The 18,291-nt window shown below is 72.2% G+C and carries 17 protein-coding genes; 14 read left to right on the forward strand and 3 right to left on the reverse strand.

Going from position 1 to position 18,291, the window contains the following annotated elements:
* The first annotated feature begins 68 nt into the window (after window positions 1-68).
* From ACWGQ1_RS14665 to ACWGQ1_RS14690, 6 genes are all read left to right on the forward strand, one after another.
* Entirely contained in the window at window positions 69-1,010 is a 942-nt protein-coding gene (locus tag ACWGQ1_RS14665) for an ABC transporter permease (protein WP_136029033.1), read from the forward strand.
* Window positions 1,007-2,794, forward strand: coding sequence for a dipeptide/oligopeptide/nickel ABC transporter permease/ATP-binding protein (locus ACWGQ1_RS14670; protein WP_136029035.1), 1,788 nt, complete (start codon window positions 1,007-1,009; stop codon window positions 2,792-2,794). Before ACWGQ1_RS14665 ends, ACWGQ1_RS14670 begins: the two co-directional genes overlap by 4 nt.
* Window positions 2,791-3,648, forward strand: coding sequence for an ATP-binding cassette domain-containing protein (locus ACWGQ1_RS14675; RefSeq protein ID WP_136029037.1), 858 nt, complete (start codon window positions 2,791-2,793; stop codon window positions 3,646-3,648). The genes ACWGQ1_RS14670 and ACWGQ1_RS14675 overlap by 4 nt, the downstream gene beginning before the upstream one ends.
* Before the next feature lie 47 nt (window positions 3,649-3,695).
* Window positions 3,696-4,283 carry a TetR/AcrR family transcriptional regulator gene (locus ACWGQ1_RS14680; RefSeq protein WP_136029039.1) on the forward strand — a complete coding sequence of 196 codons (588 nt, stop codon included), beginning with the start codon at window positions 3,696-3,698 and terminating at the stop codon, window positions 4,281-4,283.
* Window positions 4,284-4,317: 34 nt separating this feature from the next.
* Window positions 4,318-4,992 (forward strand): alpha/beta fold hydrolase, encoded by a 675-nt coding sequence (locus ACWGQ1_RS14685; RefSeq protein WP_452313198.1) that lies wholly within the window; start codon window positions 4,318-4,320, stop codon window positions 4,990-4,992.
* 71 nt (window positions 4,993-5,063) lie between these two features.
* A complete protein-coding gene (locus ACWGQ1_RS14690; protein WP_452313199.1) occupies window positions 5,064-6,053 on the forward strand; it encodes a methyltransferase family protein in 990 nt (329 codons plus the stop codon).
* A gap of 186 nt (window positions 6,054-6,239) precedes the next feature.
* On the opposite strand, the gene ACWGQ1_RS14695 is transcribed toward ACWGQ1_RS14690, so the two are convergent.
* Window positions 6,240-7,583 (reverse strand): amidohydrolase family protein, encoded by a 1,344-nt coding sequence (locus tag ACWGQ1_RS14695; protein WP_452313200.1) that lies wholly within the window; start codon window positions 7,581-7,583, stop codon window positions 6,240-6,242.
* A gap of 163 nt (window positions 7,584-7,746) precedes the next feature.
* Here ACWGQ1_RS14695 and ACWGQ1_RS14700 point away from each other — a divergent pair, with 163 nt between their 5' ends.
* Both ACWGQ1_RS14700 and ACWGQ1_RS14705 read left to right on the forward strand, forming a co-directional pair.
* Window positions 7,747-9,195, forward strand: a complete 1,449-nt coding sequence (locus ACWGQ1_RS14700; RefSeq protein ID WP_247638518.1) for a glyceraldehyde-3-phosphate dehydrogenase — start codon at window positions 7,747-7,749, stop codon at window positions 9,193-9,195.
* Between the two features lie 36 nt (window positions 9,196-9,231).
* Entirely contained in the window at window positions 9,232-10,278 is a 1,047-nt protein-coding gene (locus tag ACWGQ1_RS14705; RefSeq protein ID WP_452313201.1) for a DNA glycosylase AlkZ-like family protein, read from the forward strand.
* Between the two features lie 22 nt (window positions 10,279-10,300).
* Here the strand turns inward: ACWGQ1_RS14705 and hisC are convergent, their stop codons facing one another.
* Window positions 10,301-11,401: a histidinol-phosphate transaminase gene (gene hisC / locus ACWGQ1_RS14710; protein WP_378803528.1), complete on the reverse strand. Its 1,101-nt coding sequence runs from the start codon at window positions 11,399-11,401 to the stop codon at window positions 10,301-10,303.
* 144 nt (window positions 11,402-11,545) lie between these two features.
* On the opposite strand from hisC, the gene ACWGQ1_RS14715 reads away from it, so the two are divergent.
* From ACWGQ1_RS14715 to ACWGQ1_RS14735, 5 genes are read left to right on the forward strand one after another with little or no spacing between them, the layout of a single operon-like run.
* The gene (locus tag ACWGQ1_RS14715; RefSeq protein WP_240753157.1) at window positions 11,546-12,514 is read left to right on the forward strand and encodes a PDR/VanB family oxidoreductase; all 969 of its coding nucleotides are present in this window, start codon (window positions 11,546-11,548) and stop codon (window positions 12,512-12,514) included.
* 21 nt (window positions 12,515-12,535) lie between these two features.
* A complete protein-coding gene (locus ACWGQ1_RS14720) occupies window positions 12,536-13,738 on the forward strand; it encodes an aromatic ring-hydroxylating dioxygenase subunit alpha (protein WP_247981401.1) in 1,203 nt (400 codons plus the stop codon).
* Window position 13,739: 1 nt separating this feature from the next.
* Window positions 13,740-14,261, forward strand: coding sequence for a hypothetical protein (locus ACWGQ1_RS14725; RefSeq protein WP_136035537.1), 522 nt, complete (start codon window positions 13,740-13,742; stop codon window positions 14,259-14,261).
* Window positions 14,258-15,451 carry an amidohydrolase gene (locus ACWGQ1_RS14730; protein ID WP_136029057.1) on the forward strand — a complete coding sequence of 398 codons (1,194 nt, stop codon included), beginning with the start codon at window positions 14,258-14,260 and terminating at the stop codon, window positions 15,449-15,451. Before ACWGQ1_RS14725 ends, ACWGQ1_RS14730 begins: the two co-directional genes overlap by 4 nt.
* Window positions 15,448-16,638: an amidohydrolase gene (locus tag ACWGQ1_RS14735; protein WP_452313202.1), complete on the forward strand. Its 1,191-nt coding sequence runs from the start codon at window positions 15,448-15,450 to the stop codon at window positions 16,636-16,638. Before ACWGQ1_RS14730 ends, ACWGQ1_RS14735 begins: the two co-directional genes overlap by 4 nt.
* A 64-nt stretch (window positions 16,639-16,702) precedes the next feature.
* Here the strand turns inward: ACWGQ1_RS14735 and ACWGQ1_RS14740 are convergent, their stop codons facing one another.
* Window positions 16,703-17,431, reverse strand: a complete 729-nt coding sequence (locus tag ACWGQ1_RS14740) for a FadR/GntR family transcriptional regulator (protein WP_136029061.1) — start codon at window positions 17,429-17,431, stop codon at window positions 16,703-16,705.
* A 159-nt stretch (window positions 17,432-17,590) separates the two neighbouring features.
* On the opposite strand from ACWGQ1_RS14740, the gene ACWGQ1_RS14745 reads away from it, so the two are divergent.
* The coding region (locus ACWGQ1_RS14745; RefSeq protein WP_452313203.1) for a thiamine pyrophosphate-binding protein at window positions 17,591-18,291 on the forward strand (701 nt) is incomplete at its 3' end.

The raw sequence follows: 18,291 nt of genomic DNA on the forward strand, positions 1-18,291 counted from the left end.
GCGGCCACCCGACACCGGCCGCCCCGGCACCCTTCCCCCTCCGACCCTCCTCACCCCGAGAGGCCCCCATGCTCCTGTTCACGGCGAAGCGGGTGCTGTCCGGCATCCTGCTTCTCGTCGCGGTCTCGATCGGCACCTTCTTCCTGGCGCACCTCGCGATCAGCGACCCGACCGCCTCGCTGCTGGGCACCACCGCGAGCCCCGCGCAGCAGCAGGCCCTGGCCGAGAAGATCGGCCTCGACCGCCCCCTGATCGTGCAGTTCTGGGACTGGTTCTCGCACGCCGTGCTCCTCGACTTCGGCGAGTCGTGGCGCAACTTCCAGCCCGTCGGCGCCCAGCTCGCGATCAAGGTCCCCGTGACGCTCTCGGTGGTCACGTTCGCGACGCTCATCACAGCCGTGATCGGCATCGCGTTCGGCATGATCACCGGGCTGCGCCCCGGCACCTGGTTCGACCGGATCATCAAGGGCATCTCGGTCGTGCTGTTCGCGCTCCCCGGATTCTGGGTGAGCCTGGTGCTGGTCATGTGGCTCGCCGTGCAGCTGAAGTGGTTCCCCGCGGTCGGCTACGTGCCGCCGACGCAGTCCGTCGAGGGATGGCTGCGCTCGATCACCCTTCCGGCGATCTCCCTCGCGCTCGGCGGCATCGTCGCCGTGTCGGAGCAGCTGCGCAACGCCGTGATCGCGCAGAGCAGGCAGGACTGGGTGCGCACGCTCCGCAGCCGCGGGCTCTCCGCCGCGCGGGTCAACCTGCACATCCTCCGCAACGCCTCGCCCGCCGCGCTCACCGTGATCGCCCTCATGTTCGTGGGACTGCTGTCCGGCGCGATCGTGGTGGAGCAGATCTTCAGCCTCCCCGGCCTCGGCCAGCTCACCAACCAGTCCTCGCAGAACGGCGACATCCCGATGCTCCTGGGCATCACGGTCATCTCCATCGTGTTCGTCGTCGTGATCAACCTCCTGCTCGACCTCGTGCTCGGCTGGATCAACCCGAAGGTGCGCGTCGCATGACCACGACCGACATCCGCGTCGCGTTCGACCGCGCCGCCCAGAAGCGGCGGTCGAGCCTGTTCCGGCGCTTCCTCCGCCACCCCGGCGGCTACCTCCCGCTCGCGATCTTCCTGCTCATCGTGCTGGTCGGCGTCTTCGCGCCGCTGCTGGCGCCCATGGACCCGAACCTCGTCGACCTCGCCGCCGCCAAGGCGCCGCCCTCGCCCGAGCACCTCCTCGGCGGAGACTCCACCGGCCGCGACATCCTCAGCCGCCTCATCTACGGCACCCGGACGACCCTCTGGGGCGCGCTCATCACGATCGTCACGGCCCTCGTGATCGGTGTGCCCACCGGCGTCGCTGCGGGCTACTTCGGCGGCGTGTTCGACCGGGTCGCCACCTGGATCAGCGACGCGCTGCAGTCGATCCCCGGCATGATCATCCTGCTCGTGGTCGCCGCCGGCAGCCGCAACAACTTCGAGCTGCTGATGGCCACGGTCGGCGTGTTCATGGTGCCCGGGTACTTCCGCATCGCCCGGTCGCAGACGCTCGCGGTGCGCGGCGAGCCGTACATCGATGCCGCCCGCGTCTCCGGGCTCTCCGACGGGCGCATCATCTTCCGCCACGTGATCACCGCCGTGTACCCGCCCGTGATCATCCAGACCGCGCTCACCGCCGGCATCGCGATGGGCATGCAGGCGGGACTGCAGTTCCTCGGCATCGGCGACTCGAACGTCCCCAGCTGGGGCGCCATGATGCTCGAGGGCTTCCGCCTGATGCTCACGTACCCGCTGATGCTGCTGTGGCCCTCCGCCGCCCTCGGCCTCACGATCGCGGTGCTCGCGATCATGGGCTCGACCCTCGCCGAGCTCGTGCAGGTGCGCACGCCCCGGGCCCGCCGCCGGAAGGACGCCGCGGTGGTCGCCGCCGCCGACGCCCCCGCCCCGACCGGGGCCGCGCAGCACGAGGCTGCCTCGTCGGCGCTGCGCGTCGAGAACCTGCGCGTCGTGCACGCCACGCCGAACGGCGAGACCGAGGTCGTCCACGGGGTCACCCTCGACGTGGCCCCCGGCGAGGTCGTCGGCATCGTGGGCGAGTCCGGATCGGGCAAGTCGCAGACGGTGTTCTCGGTGCTCGACCTGCTGCCCTCCACCGGCCGCGCGACCGCCGACGCGATCTGGGTGGGCGGCACCGACGTGACCGCGGCGACGCCCGCCCAGCGGCACGCACTGCTCGGGCGCACGATCGGCTACGTGCCGCAGGAGCCCATGAGCAACCTCGACCCCTCGTACACGATCGGGCACCAGCTGGTCGAGCCGCTGCGCCGCGTGCACGGACTCAGCCGCGCGGCCGCGACCGAGCGGGCGCGCGCCGTGCTCGTGCGGGTCGGCCTCACCGACCCCGACCGGGTCATGCGCAGCTACCCGCATCAGGTGTCCGGCGGCATGGCGCAGCGCGTGCTCATCGCGGGCGCGATCGCCGGGCGGCCCTCACTGCTCGTGGCCGATGAGCCCACCACGGCGCTCGACGTGACCGTGCAGGCCGAGGTGCTCGAACTGCTGCGCGAGCTGCAGGCCGAGTACGGCATGGCGCTGCTGATCGTCACGCACAACTTCGGCGTCGTCGCCGACATCTGCGACCGCGTGATCGTGATGCGCGGCGGCGACATCGTGGAGTCCGGACCGGTCGACGACCTGTTCGCCGCGCCCGCGGAGCCCTACACGCGCGAGCTGATCGCCGCCTCGCTCGACGACGCCGCCGGCCGCGCCGAGCTCGACCGCCACCGTACGGAGGTGCCCGCATGACCGCCGCGACCGACACCGCGACCCGCCCGCTGCTCGAGGTGAGCGACCTGGTGGTGGAGTACGGGCGCGGGCGCACCGCGTTCCGCGCGCTCCACGGGGTCTCGCTCGACATCGCGCCGGGGGAGTGCCTCGGGCTCGTGGGCGAGTCCGGGTCGGGCAAGTCCACGCTCGGCAAGGCCATCCTCGGCCTGGCCCCGGTGACCGAGGGGAGCATCCGCTTCGACGGCCGCGAGATCAGCCGCCTGGGCGGTCGTGCCCGCCGCGCGCTCGCCGACGACGTGCAGGTCGTGTTCCAGGACCCGTACGGTTCGCTCAACCCCGCCCTCACGATCGGCGACATCCTCACCGAGCCGCTGCTCACGACCGGCCTCGGCGCGAAGGCCGCCGAGGCGAAGGTGCGCGAGATGCTCGACCGGGTGCGGCTGCCCTCGGCCAGCATGGACCGCTACCCGAGCGAGTTCTCCGGCGGTCAGCGGCAGCGCGTCGCGATCGCCCGCGCCCTGGTGCGCGGACCGCGGCTGATCGTGTGCGACGAGCCCGTGAGCGCGCTCGACCTCACCACGCAGGCCACCATCCTCGACCTGTTCATCGAGCTGCAGCGCGACACCGGCGTGGCGTACCTGTTCGTGTCGCACGACCTCGGCGTCGTGCGGCGCGTGTGCCACCGGGTGGCCGTGATGTACCGCGGCGAGCTGGTGGAGGTGGGCGAGGGCGAGCAGGTCACCCGCGCCCCGCGGCACCCCTACTCCGAGCGGCTGCGCCTCGCCTCGCCCGTGGCCGACCCGGTCGCGCAGCGGGAGCGCCGGGCGCAGTGGCTCGCTCTGCGGGAGGTGCCCGATGCGGCGGTACGGTAGCTCCAGGCCGGAACTCGCACTCACCCGGACCCGGCCGGAAGGACGCCATGCCGAAGATCATCGACCACGACCAGCGGCGACGGGACATCGTCGAGGTGGCCAAGAGCATCATCCTGAAGGGCGGCTTCGAGGCTGCGACGATGCGCAGCATCGCCGCGGAGGCGGGGTTCGCGAACGGGGCTCTGAAGCACTACTTCCCCGGCAAGGAGAGCATCGTCGCGGCGACGTTCGAGACGATCCTGCAGCAGATGTCGGAGGGCGTGCAGGCGGCGGGCGAGGAGCCCGTCGCGGCCGACGATGCGCTGCGGGGCTTCCTGCAGGCGACCATCCCGCGCGACCGGGAGCAGATCGCCGCGGGGCGGGTGCTGCTGGCGCTGTGGGAGTACGCGATGGCGAACGAGGCGCTCGCGGAGCTGTATCGCGGGCACCTGGCGTCGTGGCGGCGCTCGCTGATCGAGCGGATGGAGGCGGCCCGCGACGAGGGGTCGATCCGCGAGCAGGACTACGGCTCGCTCGCGGACGAGTTCATCTCGGCGGCGGTGGGCGCGACCGTCATCAACCTCATGTATCCGGACGGCGACCGCATCGCCGACTACGAGAGCTACATCGACCGGTTCCTGGCGCGGCTGCGCTGATCGCGGGGCGCCGGTCCGCACAGGGAGGCGCCGCATGACCGCACAGACAGCTCGACCCGTGGTGTTCCTGCACGGCCTCGCCTCGCGCGGCTCCCAGGACTGGCCGGAGACGGAGTGGACGGGGGTGCTCGGCGACCGCCCGCGCGTCGTGATCGACCTCCCGGCGCACGGCGCGGCGGAGGCGCTCGGCGTGGTCCCGACCTCGGCCGTGCTCGACGCGCTCGCCGAGGCGATCGGACCGGACGAGATCGATCTGGTCGGCTACTCGCTGGGCGCCCGGCTCGCCTGGGACCTCGCTCGTCACCCGCGCGTGGCGGTGCGCCGCCTGGTCCTCGGCGGGCTCAGCGCGGGGGAGCCCTTCGCGCTGGTCGACCTTCCGGCTGCCCGTGCCGCCGTCGGGGGAGGGGCGGCGCCCGCGGATCCGCTGACCGCGATGATCGTGCACATGGCGACTCTGCCCGGCAACCGCGCCGGCGAGCTGCTCGACCTGATCGAGGGGCTCGCCACTGAGCCGTTCGCGCCCGAGGGCGGCGTGCCCGCGCAGCCGGTGCTGCTGCTGGGCGGCGCCGACGACGCGATGGCGGCGGGCATCGACGGCCTCGCCGCACTGCTGCCCGACGCCCGCGTGCAGCGGGTGCCGGGGGACCACCTCACGGCGCCGCACACGCCGGAGTTCCGCGCGGCGGTCCGCGACTTCCTCGCGGACTGAGCCGGGGCCCGTCGGACGGCCCGCATCCTGACCTTTATTTCCCACGTTCGTAGATAATCGAAAGGCACCCCATGACCGACACCTCCACGCCGGACGCCGCGCGGATCCTCGACATCGCCACCGGCTACATGGCCGCCAAGCAGCTGTTCCAGGCCAGCCGGATCGGCCTGTTCGCCGCCGTCGCCGACGGCGCAGACGCGGTCACCGCGATCGCCGAGCGCTGCGGGGTGAGCGAGCGCATCGCGCGCCTGCTCGCCGACGCGATGGCGGCCAAGGGGCTGCTCGTGCGCACCGACGGACGCTACGCCCTCGCCGACGACGCCGCGGCCTACCTCACGGGCGACGCAGCCGCGATCGACCTCGCGCCGTTCCTCACCTTCCTCGACGAGATCAGCTACCCGCACTGGCTGCAGTTCGCGCACACCGTCGACACCACCCAGCCGGGTGACCTGCAGATGGACGACGCCCGCTGGGGCACGTTCATGGCGGGCGTCATGACGTACAACCGCCTGCACGCGCAGGAGTTCGGACGCCTCGTCGACCTCTCCGGTGCCACGAACGCCCTCGACTTCGGCGGGCTCTCGGCCGAGTTCGCGCTGTCGGTCATGGCGCGCAACCCGCAGCTGCACACGACCTTCGTGTATGCGCCAGGGTTCGAGGACGGCCTGGCCGAGGCCGTGCGGTCCGCGGGCGTGGCCGACCGCACGACCGTGGAGGTGGGGGAGACCGCGACCGCGACGCCCGAGGGCTCGTACGACACCGTGTTCGCCAACCATGTGATCCACCGCTTCTCGGCGGAGGAGAACGCGCAGATCTTCCGCAACCTGCGGGCGGCCGCGGCCGATGGTGCGACCCTGACCGTGCTCGACTTCTTCCTCGACGACGACGCCGAGCAGCGCGCGCTCGACGCCCTCCACGCGGGGGAGTACCTGGTGATCGACGGCACCGTGGTGTACCCGGAGTCCGAGGTGCGCGGCTGGCTGAGCGACGCCGGCTGGTCGGTGCGCGACACGATCGCCCTGCCGGGGAGCCCGCGGGTGCTGGTGGCCACCGCGGTGTGAGAACCGTGGTCTGAGACTGGTCCGAGGGGGATCAGAGGCGGGCGGCATGCGTGAACATGCCGCCCGCCGTTTTCGTGTGTCCCGGTCGCGTGTCGTGCGGGGATGCGGGCGCGAAACCGCGCCTTCCCGGCCGCCGTGAGGCACGTTTTCGATCCGCCACCGGGCCGGGGTCCGCCGCCGGACCGCTCAGTCGCGCGCGAAGACCGTCCGGCCGTCGACGACCGTGCGCTCCACCGTGACGGAGGTGAACGCCCGCCCTGGTTCGAGCGGATCCTCGTCGAGCACCGTGAGGTCGGCGACGCGACCCGGCTCGAGCGTGCCCTTCCAGTCGGCGGCGCCGTCCTGCCGCGCGGCCTCCACGGTCATCGCGCGCAGGAGCCGTCGCCGCAGCTCCGCGTCGTCCGCCCCGCTCGCCGCGGTCACGAGCCGCAGTGAGGCGTCGAGGCTCGGGCGCCAGTCCGGGGTCGCGATCGGGGCGTCGCTCGTCAACGTGGTGAGGGCGCCCGAGCCGAACATCTCGGCGAGCGGCCAGGCCGCGGCGACCCGTGCCTCGCCCAGCTGGACGGCGGCCCACGAGTGGGTGTGCGCGGCGATCAGCGGCTGGATCGCGAACCCGGCGCCGATGTCGCGCATGCGGGCGATCTGCGCGGGCGTCGCGAGGTCGCCGTGCACGACGTAGTGCGGTCCCGGCGCGGCGGGTGCTGGGTCGAGCCGTTCCAGCACCGCGAGGAACTCGGCGATCGAGCGGTCGCCCGTGGCGTGCACCGCGATCTGCAGGCCGCGCGCGGCGGCGAGCTCGATCATGCGCTGGAACGCCGACAGCGGATCGCCGCCGCCGCGCGTGAGCAGGTGTCCGGTCGTGCCGTCGGCGTAGGGCTCGTCCGTCCAGGCGGTGGCCATCGGCGGGATGCCGTCGGCGAAGATCTTGACCCCGGGGATCGCGAGCCAGCGCGCGTCGGTCGAGGGTGGCGGGGTCTGGAGCCCGCGCTCGAAGTCGTCGAGCGTGCTCTCGCCGTCGATCGTGCCGAACAGGCGCAGCAGCGTGACGCGGGAGGTCTGCGCGCCCTCGCGGTGCAGCTCCACGTAGGCGTCGAGCATGTCGCTGCCGAAGCATCCCGTCTCGCCGTCGTCCTCGCCGGGGCCGATGCCGGGTTCGGTGTAGCTGGTGATCCCGAGCTCGGCGAGCAGCCGCCATGCCCGTCGCAGGGTGGCGCGTCGCTCCCCGGCCGTGGAGACCAGGCGGCCGGACGGCTGCTGCTCCGGCGGGGTGTCGGAGAAGAAGAGGTGGGGCCAGCGGGCGCCGAGCCAGGCGGCGTGCAGGTGGGCGTCGTTGAGGCCGGGCACGACCGTGCGGCCGTCGAGCTCGAGCGTGCTCCGGGCGGGGAGCGCCTCGGCATCGGCACCGGTGGCGACGATCGCCCCGTCGCGCACGGCGAGGGCCGACGTGGTGGTGTCGTGCGGGTCGAGGGTGTGGATGCGGCCGCCGCGGATGATCAGGTCGGCGCCGTCGCCGGAGAGTGCAGTGCTCATTATTCCACCAGTGTAGACGAAAAGAACGGACGAGCGGGGACCCCGGACACCCGATTCGGCGCTGCCCTCGCCCGGCTTGTACGCTGGGGGCATCCCCCGAATCCACCGGCAACCTCGCGCGAGCCGGCGACCTCGGCGCGCGCTCACACATGCAAGGACGCAGATGAACGATTCCGCGGCACCCCGCGACGAATGGACGGCGAGCGAAGAGCTGGCGGAGCGGATGATCCCGCTCGTCGGAGCGCTCAAGCGGGAGCACGACGTGGTCACGTCGTTGCACGGGCACCGGCTGCTCGGCCTGTCGGCGACCGGTCTCGTCGAGGTGCACGACCGCGTCGCGCAGCTCGGCCACGAACGACTCTCGATCGACGACACCCTCGCCGTGCTCGAGGCCATCCACGCACTCGGACCAGGAGCCTCCTCGCTCGACGTGGCCCGGCTCGCGGAGGGCCACGCGGCGAGCGGCCGCCCGCTCGACGAGTACCTGGCAGAGGCGCTGGCCCCCGCGATCGGTGCCGTGCCCGCCGACCCGACCGACGTGGTGCTGTACGGCTTCGGTCGCATCGGGCGTCTGCTCGCGCGCATCCTCATCGCCCACACCGGCGGCGGCAGCGGCCTGCGCCTGCGTGCCATCGTCGTGCGCCGGGGCTCCGACAACGACCTCGTCAAGCGCGCCTCGCTGCTGCTGCGCGACTCGGTGCACGGCCGCTTCGCGGGCTCGGTCACGGTCGACGAAGAGGCCGAGCAGATCATCGCCAACGGCACCCGCATCCAGGTGATCTACTCCGACGACCCCGCCACGATCGACTACACCGCCTACGGCATCCACGACGCGATCGTCGTCGACAACACCGGCCGCTGGCGCGACGAGGCCGGGCTCTCGCAGCACCTGCGGTCCGCCGGGGTCGCGCGCGTGCTGCTGACCGCGCCGGGCAAGGGCGCGCTGAAGAACATCGTGCACGGCATCAACGACGCCGACGTCACGCCGGAGGACCGCATCGTCTCGGCGGCGTCCTGCACCACCAATGCGATCACCCCGGTGCTCGCCGCGATCGACGAGGCCTACGGCGTGGTCGCCGGGCACGTGGAGACCGTGCACTCGTTCACGAACGACCAGAACCTCATCGACAACTTCCACAAGGGCGATCGCCGCGGCCGCTCGGCCGTGCTCAACATGGTCATCACCGAGACCGGTGCCGCGAAGGCGGTCGCCAAGGCGCTGCCGCAGCTGGAGGGCAAGCTCACCGGCAGCTCCATCCGCGTGCCCACGCCCGACGTGTCGCTCGCGGTGCTGCACCTGACCTGCGAGCGCCCCGTGGAGAAGGAGCAGGTCAACGACTACCTGCGGCGCATCTCGCTGCACTCGAAGCTGCGCCAGCAGATCGACTACGTCGAGAGCCCCGACGTCGTCTCCACCGACTTCGTGGGATCGCACAGGGCGGGCATCGTCGACGGGCTCGCGACCGTCGCCCACGGCAACACGCTCATCCTCTACGTCTGGTACGACAACGAGTTCGGCTACTCGTGCCAGGTCATCCGGGTGCTGGAGGTCATGGCCGGGTCGCACCCGATCGTGCTTCCGGAGCGCCGCGAGGTCACGCTGCAGGCCTGACCCGCGAATGGGGGAGGCACCCGCCATGATGGGGGCATGACTCCCGCGGCCCTGCTGTCCGAGCGCCTCCGCTCCCACCGTCTGACCGCGCCGGCGCCGACGGTCGCCGACGCCGCGCGCCACCTGCTGGCCGTGCAGAGCCAAGACCTCACGGCCGGCCGGTGGGCCCTGGCCTGCCGCGCCAGGGGCGCCGTCCGCCTGCGCGATGTGGACGCCGCGTTCGCCCGCGGGGAGCTCGTGCGCGCGTGGACCATGCGCGGCACGCTGCACACCGTGCCCGCGCGCGACCTCGGCTGGATGCTGGAGGTCACGGCCGAGCGGCAGCGGCAGCAGGCGGCCTCCCGGCAGCGGCAGCTCGGGATCGACGCGGAGGTCACGGCGACCGCGGTGAAGGCGCTCGTCCCGCGACTGCGCGACGGCGGGCTCACGCGGGCCGAGGTCTTCGCGGTGTGGGAGGCTGCGGGCATCGACCCGTCGGGCCAGCGCGGCATCCACCTCCTGTTCGACCTGACCATCGATGGGCTCGTGTGCCAGGGGCCGATCGTGCCGCGCTCCGGCATCACGCGCGACCAGCGGTTCGTGCTCGTCGAGGAGCACATCCGTGAGCGCGAGCGGCCGGACGACCCGCTGGCCGAGCTGTTCGTGCGCTACATCGGCGGACACGGCCCCGCGGGCGTCGCGGACTTCGCGTGGTGGTCCGGGCTCACCCTCGGGCAGTCGAGGGAGGCCGCGGCGCGCGCCGCCGGGCGCGTGACCGAGGTCGCCGAGGGCCTGTTCACCGCGGTCGCGCACCCCCGCCGGGCGCCCGCGGCCCCGTCGGTGCAGGCGCTGCCCGCGTTCGACGAGTACTACATCTCCTACGCCGACCGCACGCCCGTGTGCGACCCGGCGTACCTGGGTCGCGTCGGCCCGGGCAAGAACGGCATGGTGCGCGCGACGATCGTGGAGGACGGACGCGTCATCGGCTGCTGGACCCACGCGGCCGCCGCGCATACGGCCGATCCCGAGCTGTTCACCGAGCCGGGCGACCCCGATGCCGTGAGCGCCGCGCTCGCCCGGTTCGCCGCGTTCATCGAGGGCTGACCCGCCCGGAGCGGGCCCGGCGTCAGCCCGCGACCGGCACCGGGGCGAGCAGTGCGGCGATCTGCGGTGCGAGCGCGATGAGGCGATCGTTCGCCTCGGTCTCGGCCACGGTGGCCCGCAGGCCCTCGCCGGGGAACGGGCGCACGAGCAGCCCGTGGTGCTCCAGCAGTTCGGCGACTGCGGCGGTCGTGTCGCCCAGCGGCAGCCAGACGAAGTTGCCGCGGCTCTCGGGCACGGTGATCCCGGCGGCGGCGAAGGCGGTGACGACGCGCTCGCGCTCCTGCACGAGGGCGTCGACGCGCTCCTGCAGCTCGTCCTCCGCAGCGAGGGAGGCGACCGCGGCGGTCTGGGCGAGGTTCGTGACGCCGAACGGGATGGCGACCTTGCGCAGCGCGATGCCCAGCTGCTCGGGGGCGATGGCGTAGCCCACCCGCATGCCGGCCAGCCCGTACGCCTTCGAGAACGTGTGCGCGACGGCCACGTTGGGGTAGCGGCGGAAGTACTCGATGCCCACGGGCGAGTCGGCGCGGTCGTTGAACTGCACGTACGCCTCGTCGATCACCACGACGATGTGCGCCGGCACCTGCGACAGGAACCGGTCGAGCTCGGCGTCGCCGACGGTCGTACCGGTCGGGTTGTTCGGGTTGCACACGAGGATCAGGCGCGTGCGGTCGGTGATGGCGGCGAGCATGGCGTCGAGGTCGTGGCGGTGGTCGGCGGTGAGCGGCACCATCACGGGTACGGCTCCGGCGGCCCTGGCCAGCATCGGGTACGCCTCGAACGAGCGCCAGGCGAACAGCACCTCGTCACCCTCGCCGGCGGTGGCCCGCATCAGCTGCGACACGACCTCGACCGAGCCGCTGCCGAGCACCACGTTGACGGGCTCGACACCGAAGCGCGCGCACAGCTCGGTGGTGAGGGCGGTGGCCGCGGTCTCGGGGTAGCGGTTGATGGTGGCGAGCTCGTCGGCGATCGCGGCGGTCACCGAGGGGAGCGGGGGATAGGGGTTCTCGTTCGACGAGATCTTGTGCACGGGCCCGGTGGTCTCGGTCTGCGGTGCCGCCTTGCCCGGCTTGTAGCCGGGGATCGCGTCCAGGTCTCCCCGCAGTCTCAGCTCCGACATCCGATGGCCCTTCTCTCGTGTGCGCTCCTGCGGCCGTGTCCGTTTGACAGGCCCGAGCGGACTTCATACTATCGCAATTGAATATAAAGAATGTTGTCAATCCGATCCGCGGCGATCGGATGCGACGGAAGGAGCGGAGCGACGGTGCCCCACACTGCGGTCGATTCCCCGGAACAGCGCCTCGCCCTGCGCGTGCGCGCCATGCGCCAGGAGGCGAAGGACGTGCTGTCCCTCGAGCTCGACGACCCCACCGGCGCCGAACTGCCGGCCTGGGAGCCGGGAGCGCACATCGACCTCCGCTTCGCGAACGGCGTCGAACGCCAGTACTCGCTGTGCTCCGACCCCGGCGACCGCACCGCCTGGCGCATCGCGGTGCTCGCCGAGAGCCCGAGCCGCGGCGGCTCCCGCTACGTGCACCAGACGCTGCGCGTCGGTGACCCCGTCACGGCCTCCGCCCCCATCAACCACTTCGCACTCGCGCCGGCGGACGACTACGTCTTCGTGGCCGGCGGCATCGGCATCACGCCCATCCTGCCGATGCTGCAGGAGGCCACCCGCCGCGGCGTTCCGTGGCGGCTTGCGTACCTCGGCTCGGCGGGGGAGCGCATGGCATTCCTCTCCTCGACCCAGCTCGCGGGCGGCGAACTGCTGCTGGTGCGCGGCGACGTCGACGACCGGCTCGACCTGGCCGCCTGGATCGGTGCGCCCTCCGCCGAGACCGGTGTGTACGCGTGCGGTCCGGAGCGCATGCTCGATGCGCTGGAAGAGCTGAGCGCCGGATGGCCGCGCGGGGTGCTGCACGTCGAGCGCTTCCAGGCGAAGACCTTCGGCGAATCGCAGGGCGCCGAGTCGTTCGAGGTGGTCGCCAGCCGGTCCGACCTCGTCGTCACGGTGGACCGCGGGTGCAGCATCCTCGAGATGCTCGAGAACGCCGGTATCGGCGTGCCCAGCTCCTGCCTGGAGGGCGTGTGCGGCACGTGCGAGACCGCCGTCGTCGACGGGGCGCCCGAGCACCGCGACTCGATCCTCACCCCCGACGAGCGCGAGAGCAACGAGACGATGATGATCTGCGTCTCCCGTTCGCTCGGCGACCGTCTCGTCCTCGACATCTGACCCCCCACGAACGGAGCGACCATGGACACCGGAACCGCATACGGGCTGCGCCTCGGGCAGCCGCTGAACGAGCTCGCCCAGGTGGGTCCTGGCACCCCCTACGGTGAGGTGCTGCGCCGCTACTGGCACCCGGTCGCGAAGGTCGAGGATGCGACGACACGACCCCTCTCGCTGCGCGTGCTGGGCGAGGAGCTCGTGCTGTTCCGCACCCGCAAGGGCAAGGCGGGTCTGCTGCACCCGCGCTGCATCCACCGCGGCGCGTCGCTGTTCTACGGCGGGGTCGAGGACGAGGGCATCCGCTGCTGCTACCACGGCTGGGTGTTCGACACCGAGGGGCACTGCCTGGAGCAGCCGTGCGAGCCCGACCTGGGACTGCACCGCGATCGCGTACGCCAGCCGTGGTACCCCGTCGAGGAGCAGTACGGCCTGATCTGGGCCTACATGGGCCCGCCCGACAAGAAGCCGGTGCTGCCGCGCTACGACACGCTCGAGGAGCTGGCCGCCGACGAGCAGCTCATCGTGAACGACCAGGGCGTGGGCGGAGGCGGCCCGGCACAGCTCGACTTCAACTGGCTGCAGCACTGGGAGAACGTGATGGACCCGTTCCACGTGCCGATCCTGCACGCCCGGTTCAGCGGCAACCAGTTCACGCCGGAGATGGCGCTGATCCCCGAGGTCGAGTACGAGTACACGCCGCTGGGCGTTCGGAGCATCCAGATGCGCGACCTCGGCGACGGCCGGCAGCTGCGCCGCGTGACCGAGGTGATCTTCCCGAACCTGCGTGTGGTGGCGAGCCCCAAGCTCGCCTCCGGACAGACGAACATGATCGGCTGGGTGGTGCCGATGGACGACACCAACTTCCGCATCTTCACGGTCGCGCGCGACAGCGACCCCGACTTCCTCACCAAGCTGCGCTCCACCCACGAGGGCAAGCCGTGGAAGGAGCTCACCGACCTGGAGCACCAGCGGCTGCCCGGCGACTACGAGGCGCAGAAGTCGCAGGGCGCCATCTCGCTGCACTCCGAGGATCACCTCACCACCACCGACCAGGGCATCGCGATGATCCGGCGCATGATGGCCAAGCAGCACCGGGCCGTGGCGGGCGGCGGCGACCCGGTGGGCGTGTTCTTCGACGAGTCGGAGCGGCTGATCCGCATCGAGGGTGGCAACTACTTCGAGGGCGCGCCCGACGCGCCGCTGCTCGCCGACGCGGTGGACGACTGACATGGCCAAGTACACGGCGCGGCCGCCCCGCGGGGACCGTCCGGTCCTCGTGCTGGGCATCAGCGACGTCGTCGTGATCGAGGGCGAGCCGGCCGTGCCGGTGAGCACGCACCACCTGTCGGCGTGGGGGCGGTGGGTGCGCGACGTCGCCATCCCCGACGCCGCGGCGCAGCGGCTGCACGAGCTGGCGGAGCACTTCGACATCGTGTGGGCGTCGGAGTGGGGCCACAACGCGCACACCGCGTTCCGCGAGCCGCTCGAGCTGCCGGAGGAGCCGTGGCCGTTCCTGCCCGTGCAGTTCGACAAGCTCGCGCACATCCGCCGGTACGCGGACGGTCTGCCGTGGATCTGGGTCGACGATCCGCTCGTCGACCTGAGCGGCGAGCCGCCCCGGTGCGACGACGGCATCGTGGTGCGCGTGGACCCGGCCGCCGGCATCCTCAGCCTGGACGTCGACGAGCTGCTGACGAAGACGCGCGAGCTGGTCGAGCGTCGCGCCGAGGAAGACGAGGAGAACGCATGACGGATGCCGTCGCGATCGTGGGAGGGCGGGTCGTCACGGGCCTGGGCGAGGAGATCGAGAGCGGCACCGTGCTGCTGTCCGACGGGCGCATCGAGGCCGTCGGCACAGGGCTCGCCGTGCCCGAGGGCGCCCGGGTGATCGACGCCGCCGGATGCTGGGTGCTGCCCGGCCTCATCGACCCGCACAGCCACATCGGCGCGCACGAGGAGGCCAACGGCCCCGCCGGGTTCGACGGCAGCGAGGTCTCGTCGCCGGTCACCGCCGGCGTGCGGGCCGTCGACGCCGTCAACATCGAGGACATCGCCTTCCGCGACGCGCTCGCCGGTGGCATCACCGCCGTGGTCGTGAAGCCGGGATCGGGCAACCCGATCGGCGGGCAGAGCGTCGCCATCAAGACGGCGGGAGGGCGCTCGGTCGACGAGCAGGTGATCCGCGCGGCGCTCGGCATGAAGTCGGCGCTCGGCGAGAACCCCAAGCAGGCCTACGGGGAGCGCAAGCAGCTGCCGTCGACCCGGCTCGGCATCGCCCTCGTCATCCGTCAGGCGCTGCGCGACGCGCAGGACTACGCGGTCCGGCGTGACAAGGCCCGCGCCGACGGCACGCCGTTCGCCGTGGACCTCGGAAAGCAGGCGCTCACGGAAGCCCTCGACGGCACGCTCACGTGGGAGCAGCACGCGCACCGGCACGACGACATCGCCACGGCGCTGCGCATCGCCGACGAGTTCGGGCTGCGCCTCGTCCTCAATCACGGCACCGAGGCGCACAAGCTCGCCGGCATCCTCGCCGCGCGCGACGTGCCCGTGATCTACGGACCCATCCTGTCGAGCCGCTCCAAGGTGGAGGTACGCGAAGCCGATCCCGCGAACCTCGCCGCGCTCGCCGCGGCGGGTGTGCGCGTGGCGCTCACCACCGACCACCCGGTCGTGCCCATCGGCCTGCTCGCGATGCAGGCGGCCGTGGCCGTGCGGGCCGGGCTGCCGAGGGAGACCGCGCTCGCGGCGATGACCTCGACGGCCGCGGCCATCGCCGGCATCGACGACCGGGTCGGCGCGCTGGAGCCCGGCCGCGACGCGGATGTGGTTCTGTGGACCGGAGACCCGCTCGACGTCGCCTCGACCGTGCGGGAGGTGCTCATCGACGGGCGCACGGTGTACTCGGCGCCATCCGCGGCGCAGGAGGGGAACGGATGACGCTGCACGACGACGCCGCACGCCTGCAGCCGGAGCTGGTGGAGCTGCGCCGTCGTCTGCACCGCATCCCCGAGCCCGGGTTCGACCTGCCGCTGACGCAGCGCGCCGTGCTCGACGCGATCGACGGCCTGGGCCTGGAGATCACGACCGGATCGGACCTCAGCTCGGTCACGGCCGTGCTGCGCGGCGCGACCGACGGCCCGTCCGTGCTCCTGCGCGGAGACATGGACGCGCTCGCCATCGTCGAGGAGACCGGCCTCGAGTACGCGTCGGCGAACGGGGCGATGCACGCGTGCGGGCACGACCTGCACGTGGCCGGACTCGTGGGGGCCGCACGCCTGCTCGCCGGGCGGCGCGACCGCATCGCCGGCTCCGTCGTCTTCATGTTCCAGCCCGGCGAGGAAGCGGGCGGCGGGGCTCCGCTCATGATCCGCGACGGCGTGCTCGACGCCGCGGGCACGCGGGTCGAGGCCGCCTACGGCATCCACGTGGGTCCGGGCGCGCGCGGCACGTTCCAGCTGAAGTCCGGGACGATCATGGCGGGCGCCAACGTGCTGCGGGTGCGCGTGCACGGGAGGGGAGGGCACGGGTCGAGGCCGCAGCAGGCCGTGGATCCCGTGCCCGTGGTGGCCGAGCTGATCCTCGCCCTGCAGTCCTGGGTCACGCGCCGCATCGACGTGTTCGATCCCGTGGTGCTGTCGGTCACGACGCTGTACGCGGGGGAGATCACGAATGTGATCCCCGAGGACGCGGGCTTCGCGGCGACCCTGCGTACGCTGTCCGAGGCGTCGATCTCGCAGGCGCAGGTCGAGCTCCCGCCGCTGATCGAGCGCATCGCCGCAGCGCACGGCTGCACGGCCGACGTCGAGGTGATCGTCGGCTATCCGGTCACGGTCAACACGGTCGAGGAGACGGCGGAGGCGGCAGCGGTGCTCCGCGCCGAGTTCGGCGAGGACCGCGTGGAGGAGATCGATGCGCCCTGGATGGCGTCGGAGGACTTCTCGTTCGTGCTCAGGGAGGTGCCAGGCACGTTCCTGTTCCTGTGCGCGACCCCGCCGGATGTGGACCAGGACGACATCCCGATGAACCACTCGCCGCATGCGCGGTTCGACGACGCGGTGCTGGGCGATCAGGCCGCGGCTCTCGCGGCGCTCGCCTGGCGCCACGTGGGGGTCGGCGACGCGTAGGCGCCCGTCGTCTCGTCGCCGGGGTGCTGCCTGAGTGAGCGGAGCGAGACGAGGGGCGCGCGTGTCAGCGACCGAGCGTGCGGTGGTCCAGCACGGCCTTGCGGCCGACCTTCACATCGCCGGAGCGGATCGCGTCGATCAGGGCCTCGTGGATGCGCAGGCGCTCGTCGGTGTCCTGCCGGAAGCCCGGCACGGCCAGGGCGTCGTCGGTCGCGGCCCCCGCGGTCTCACCCTCGATGTAGTCGACGAGGTTGAGGTAGAACGTGCGCAGCACGGCGTTGGGGGAGATCTCGGCGATCCGCCGGTGCAGCCGCCAGTTGCCGTGCAGGCCCTCGATGGGGTCGTGCCAGTGCTCGGTCAGCTCCGCCATCACGGCTTCGAGATCGGCGATGTCGGCGTCCGTGCGGTGCTGCACCGCGTCCTGCATGACGGCCTCGTCGAGCGCGTCCAGCACCTTGATCACGTCGTTCACCGGAGCACCGGTCTGCCGCAGCCGCAGCACGCTGTGCGCGAGGCGGATCAGCGGGGACTGGTCGGCGACGAAGATGCCGCCACCGGGACCCGGGCGCAGATCGACCGAGCCGCGCGCCCGCAGCACCCGCAGCGCCTCGCCGAGCGTGGCCGGCGCCACACCGAACTGCTCGCAGAGCTCCTGGCGGGTGCCGATGCGATGACCCGGCTCGAGACCCTCCGTCTTGATCATCGCCTCGACCTCGGTGACCACGCGGTCGGCGACGGACTGCGCGGGCGCGACGCGCTGGAACGTGCGCGCTTCTTCCTGGGTGCTGGCCACGGGGATCCTTCGGTCGGAGCGGGGCTGTGGAGCGGATCTCTCACATCCTAAAGAGCGCCTGCCGCGCCCGGGCGGTGGCGGCGGGCGATTCTCCTATTTGCAGTAATTGAATGTATCTAATACAGTCAATCACGCAATGCTGCTCACGAGAGGAAACAGATGACCGACCCCACCGGTGGCGATCTGCTCGCAGACTCCCTCATCAACCAGGGAGTCTCACGGATCTTCGGCATCCCGGGCGTCCAGCTCGATGCCGCCGCAGACGCCCTCCACGCCCGCACCGACCAGGTCGACTTCATCTGCGCGCGCAACGAGCAGGCCACGACCTACATGGCGGACGGCTACGCGCGGAGCACCGGCGACGTCGGTGTCGCGATGGTCGTGCCGGGCCCCGGCGTGCTCAACGCCCTCTCCGGCGTCGCGACCGGCTACTCGGCCAACTCGCCGATGCTCCTGATCGCGGGGCAGATCGACTCGCAGGCCATCGGCCGCGGACTCGGCGCCCTGCACGAGATCCCCGACCAGACGGGCATCCTGCAGCGACTCACGAAATGGACGGGCACCGCCCGCTCCGCCGATGAGATCCCCGGGCTCGTGCGCGAGGCGTTCACGCAGCTGCGCAGCGGCCGCCCTCGCCCCGTCGCGCTCGAGGTGCCGCCGGACGTGCTGGCCGCCACCTCGCGTGCCGTCGCGGCCGAGCGTGTCGCCGACGCACCCCTCGTGCCGGAGGAGCAGCAGATCCGCGACGCCGCCGCCCGCCTGCTCGCGGCCAAGCGCCCGATGATCGTGGTGGGCGGGGGAGTGCTCGCCGCGAACGCATCGGTCGCCCTCCAGGCACTCGCCGAGGCACTGGAGGCCCC

Source organism: Microbacterium sp. NPDC055599, assembly GCF_053618975.1.

Bases quoted from the DNA above. Each gene is read 5' to 3' on its own strand.
- hisC (WP_378803528.1), bottom strand. From the start codon at position 11,401: ATGTCGGAGCTGAGACTGCGGGGAGACCTGGACGCGATCCCCGGCTAC.
- ACWGQ1_RS14700 (WP_247638518.1), top strand. From the start codon at position 7,747: ATGAACGATTCCGCGGCACCCCGCGACGAATGGACGGCGAGCGAAGAG.
- ACWGQ1_RS14720 (WP_247981401.1), top strand. From the start codon at position 12,536: ATGGACACCGGAACCGCATACGGGCTGCGCCTCGGGCAGCCGCTGAAC.
- ACWGQ1_RS14680 (WP_136029039.1), top strand. From the start codon at position 3,696: ATGCCGAAGATCATCGACCACGACCAGCGGCGACGGGACATCGTCGAG.
- ACWGQ1_RS14705 (WP_452313201.1), top strand. From the start codon at position 9,232: ATGACTCCCGCGGCCCTGCTGTCCGAGCGCCTCCGCTCCCACCGTCTG.
- ACWGQ1_RS14675 (WP_136029037.1), top strand. From the start codon at position 2,791: ATGACCGCCGCGACCGACACCGCGACCCGCCCGCTGCTCGAGGTGAGC.
- ACWGQ1_RS14690 (WP_452313199.1), top strand. From the start codon at position 5,064: ATGACCGACACCTCCACGCCGGACGCCGCGCGGATCCTCGACATCGCC.
- ACWGQ1_RS14685 (WP_452313198.1), top strand. From the start codon at position 4,318: ATGACCGCACAGACAGCTCGACCCGTGGTGTTCCTGCACGGCCTCGCC.
- ACWGQ1_RS14670 (WP_136029035.1), top strand. From the start codon at position 1,007: ATGACCACGACCGACATCCGCGTCGCGTTCGACCGCGCCGCCCAGAAG.
- ACWGQ1_RS14695 (WP_452313200.1), bottom strand. From the start codon at position 7,583: ATGAGCACTGCACTCTCCGGCGACGGCGCCGACCTGATCATCCGCGGC.
- ACWGQ1_RS14665 (WP_136029033.1), top strand. From the start codon at position 69: ATGCTCCTGTTCACGGCGAAGCGGGTGCTGTCCGGCATCCTGCTTCTC.
- ACWGQ1_RS14730 (WP_136029057.1), top strand. From the start codon at position 14,258: ATGACGGATGCCGTCGCGATCGTGGGAGGGCGGGTCGTCACGGGCCTG.
- ACWGQ1_RS14725 (WP_136035537.1), top strand. From the start codon at position 13,740: ATGGCCAAGTACACGGCGCGGCCGCCCCGCGGGGACCGTCCGGTCCTC.
- ACWGQ1_RS14735 (WP_452313202.1), top strand. From the start codon at position 15,448: ATGACGCTGCACGACGACGCCGCACGCCTGCAGCCGGAGCTGGTGGAG.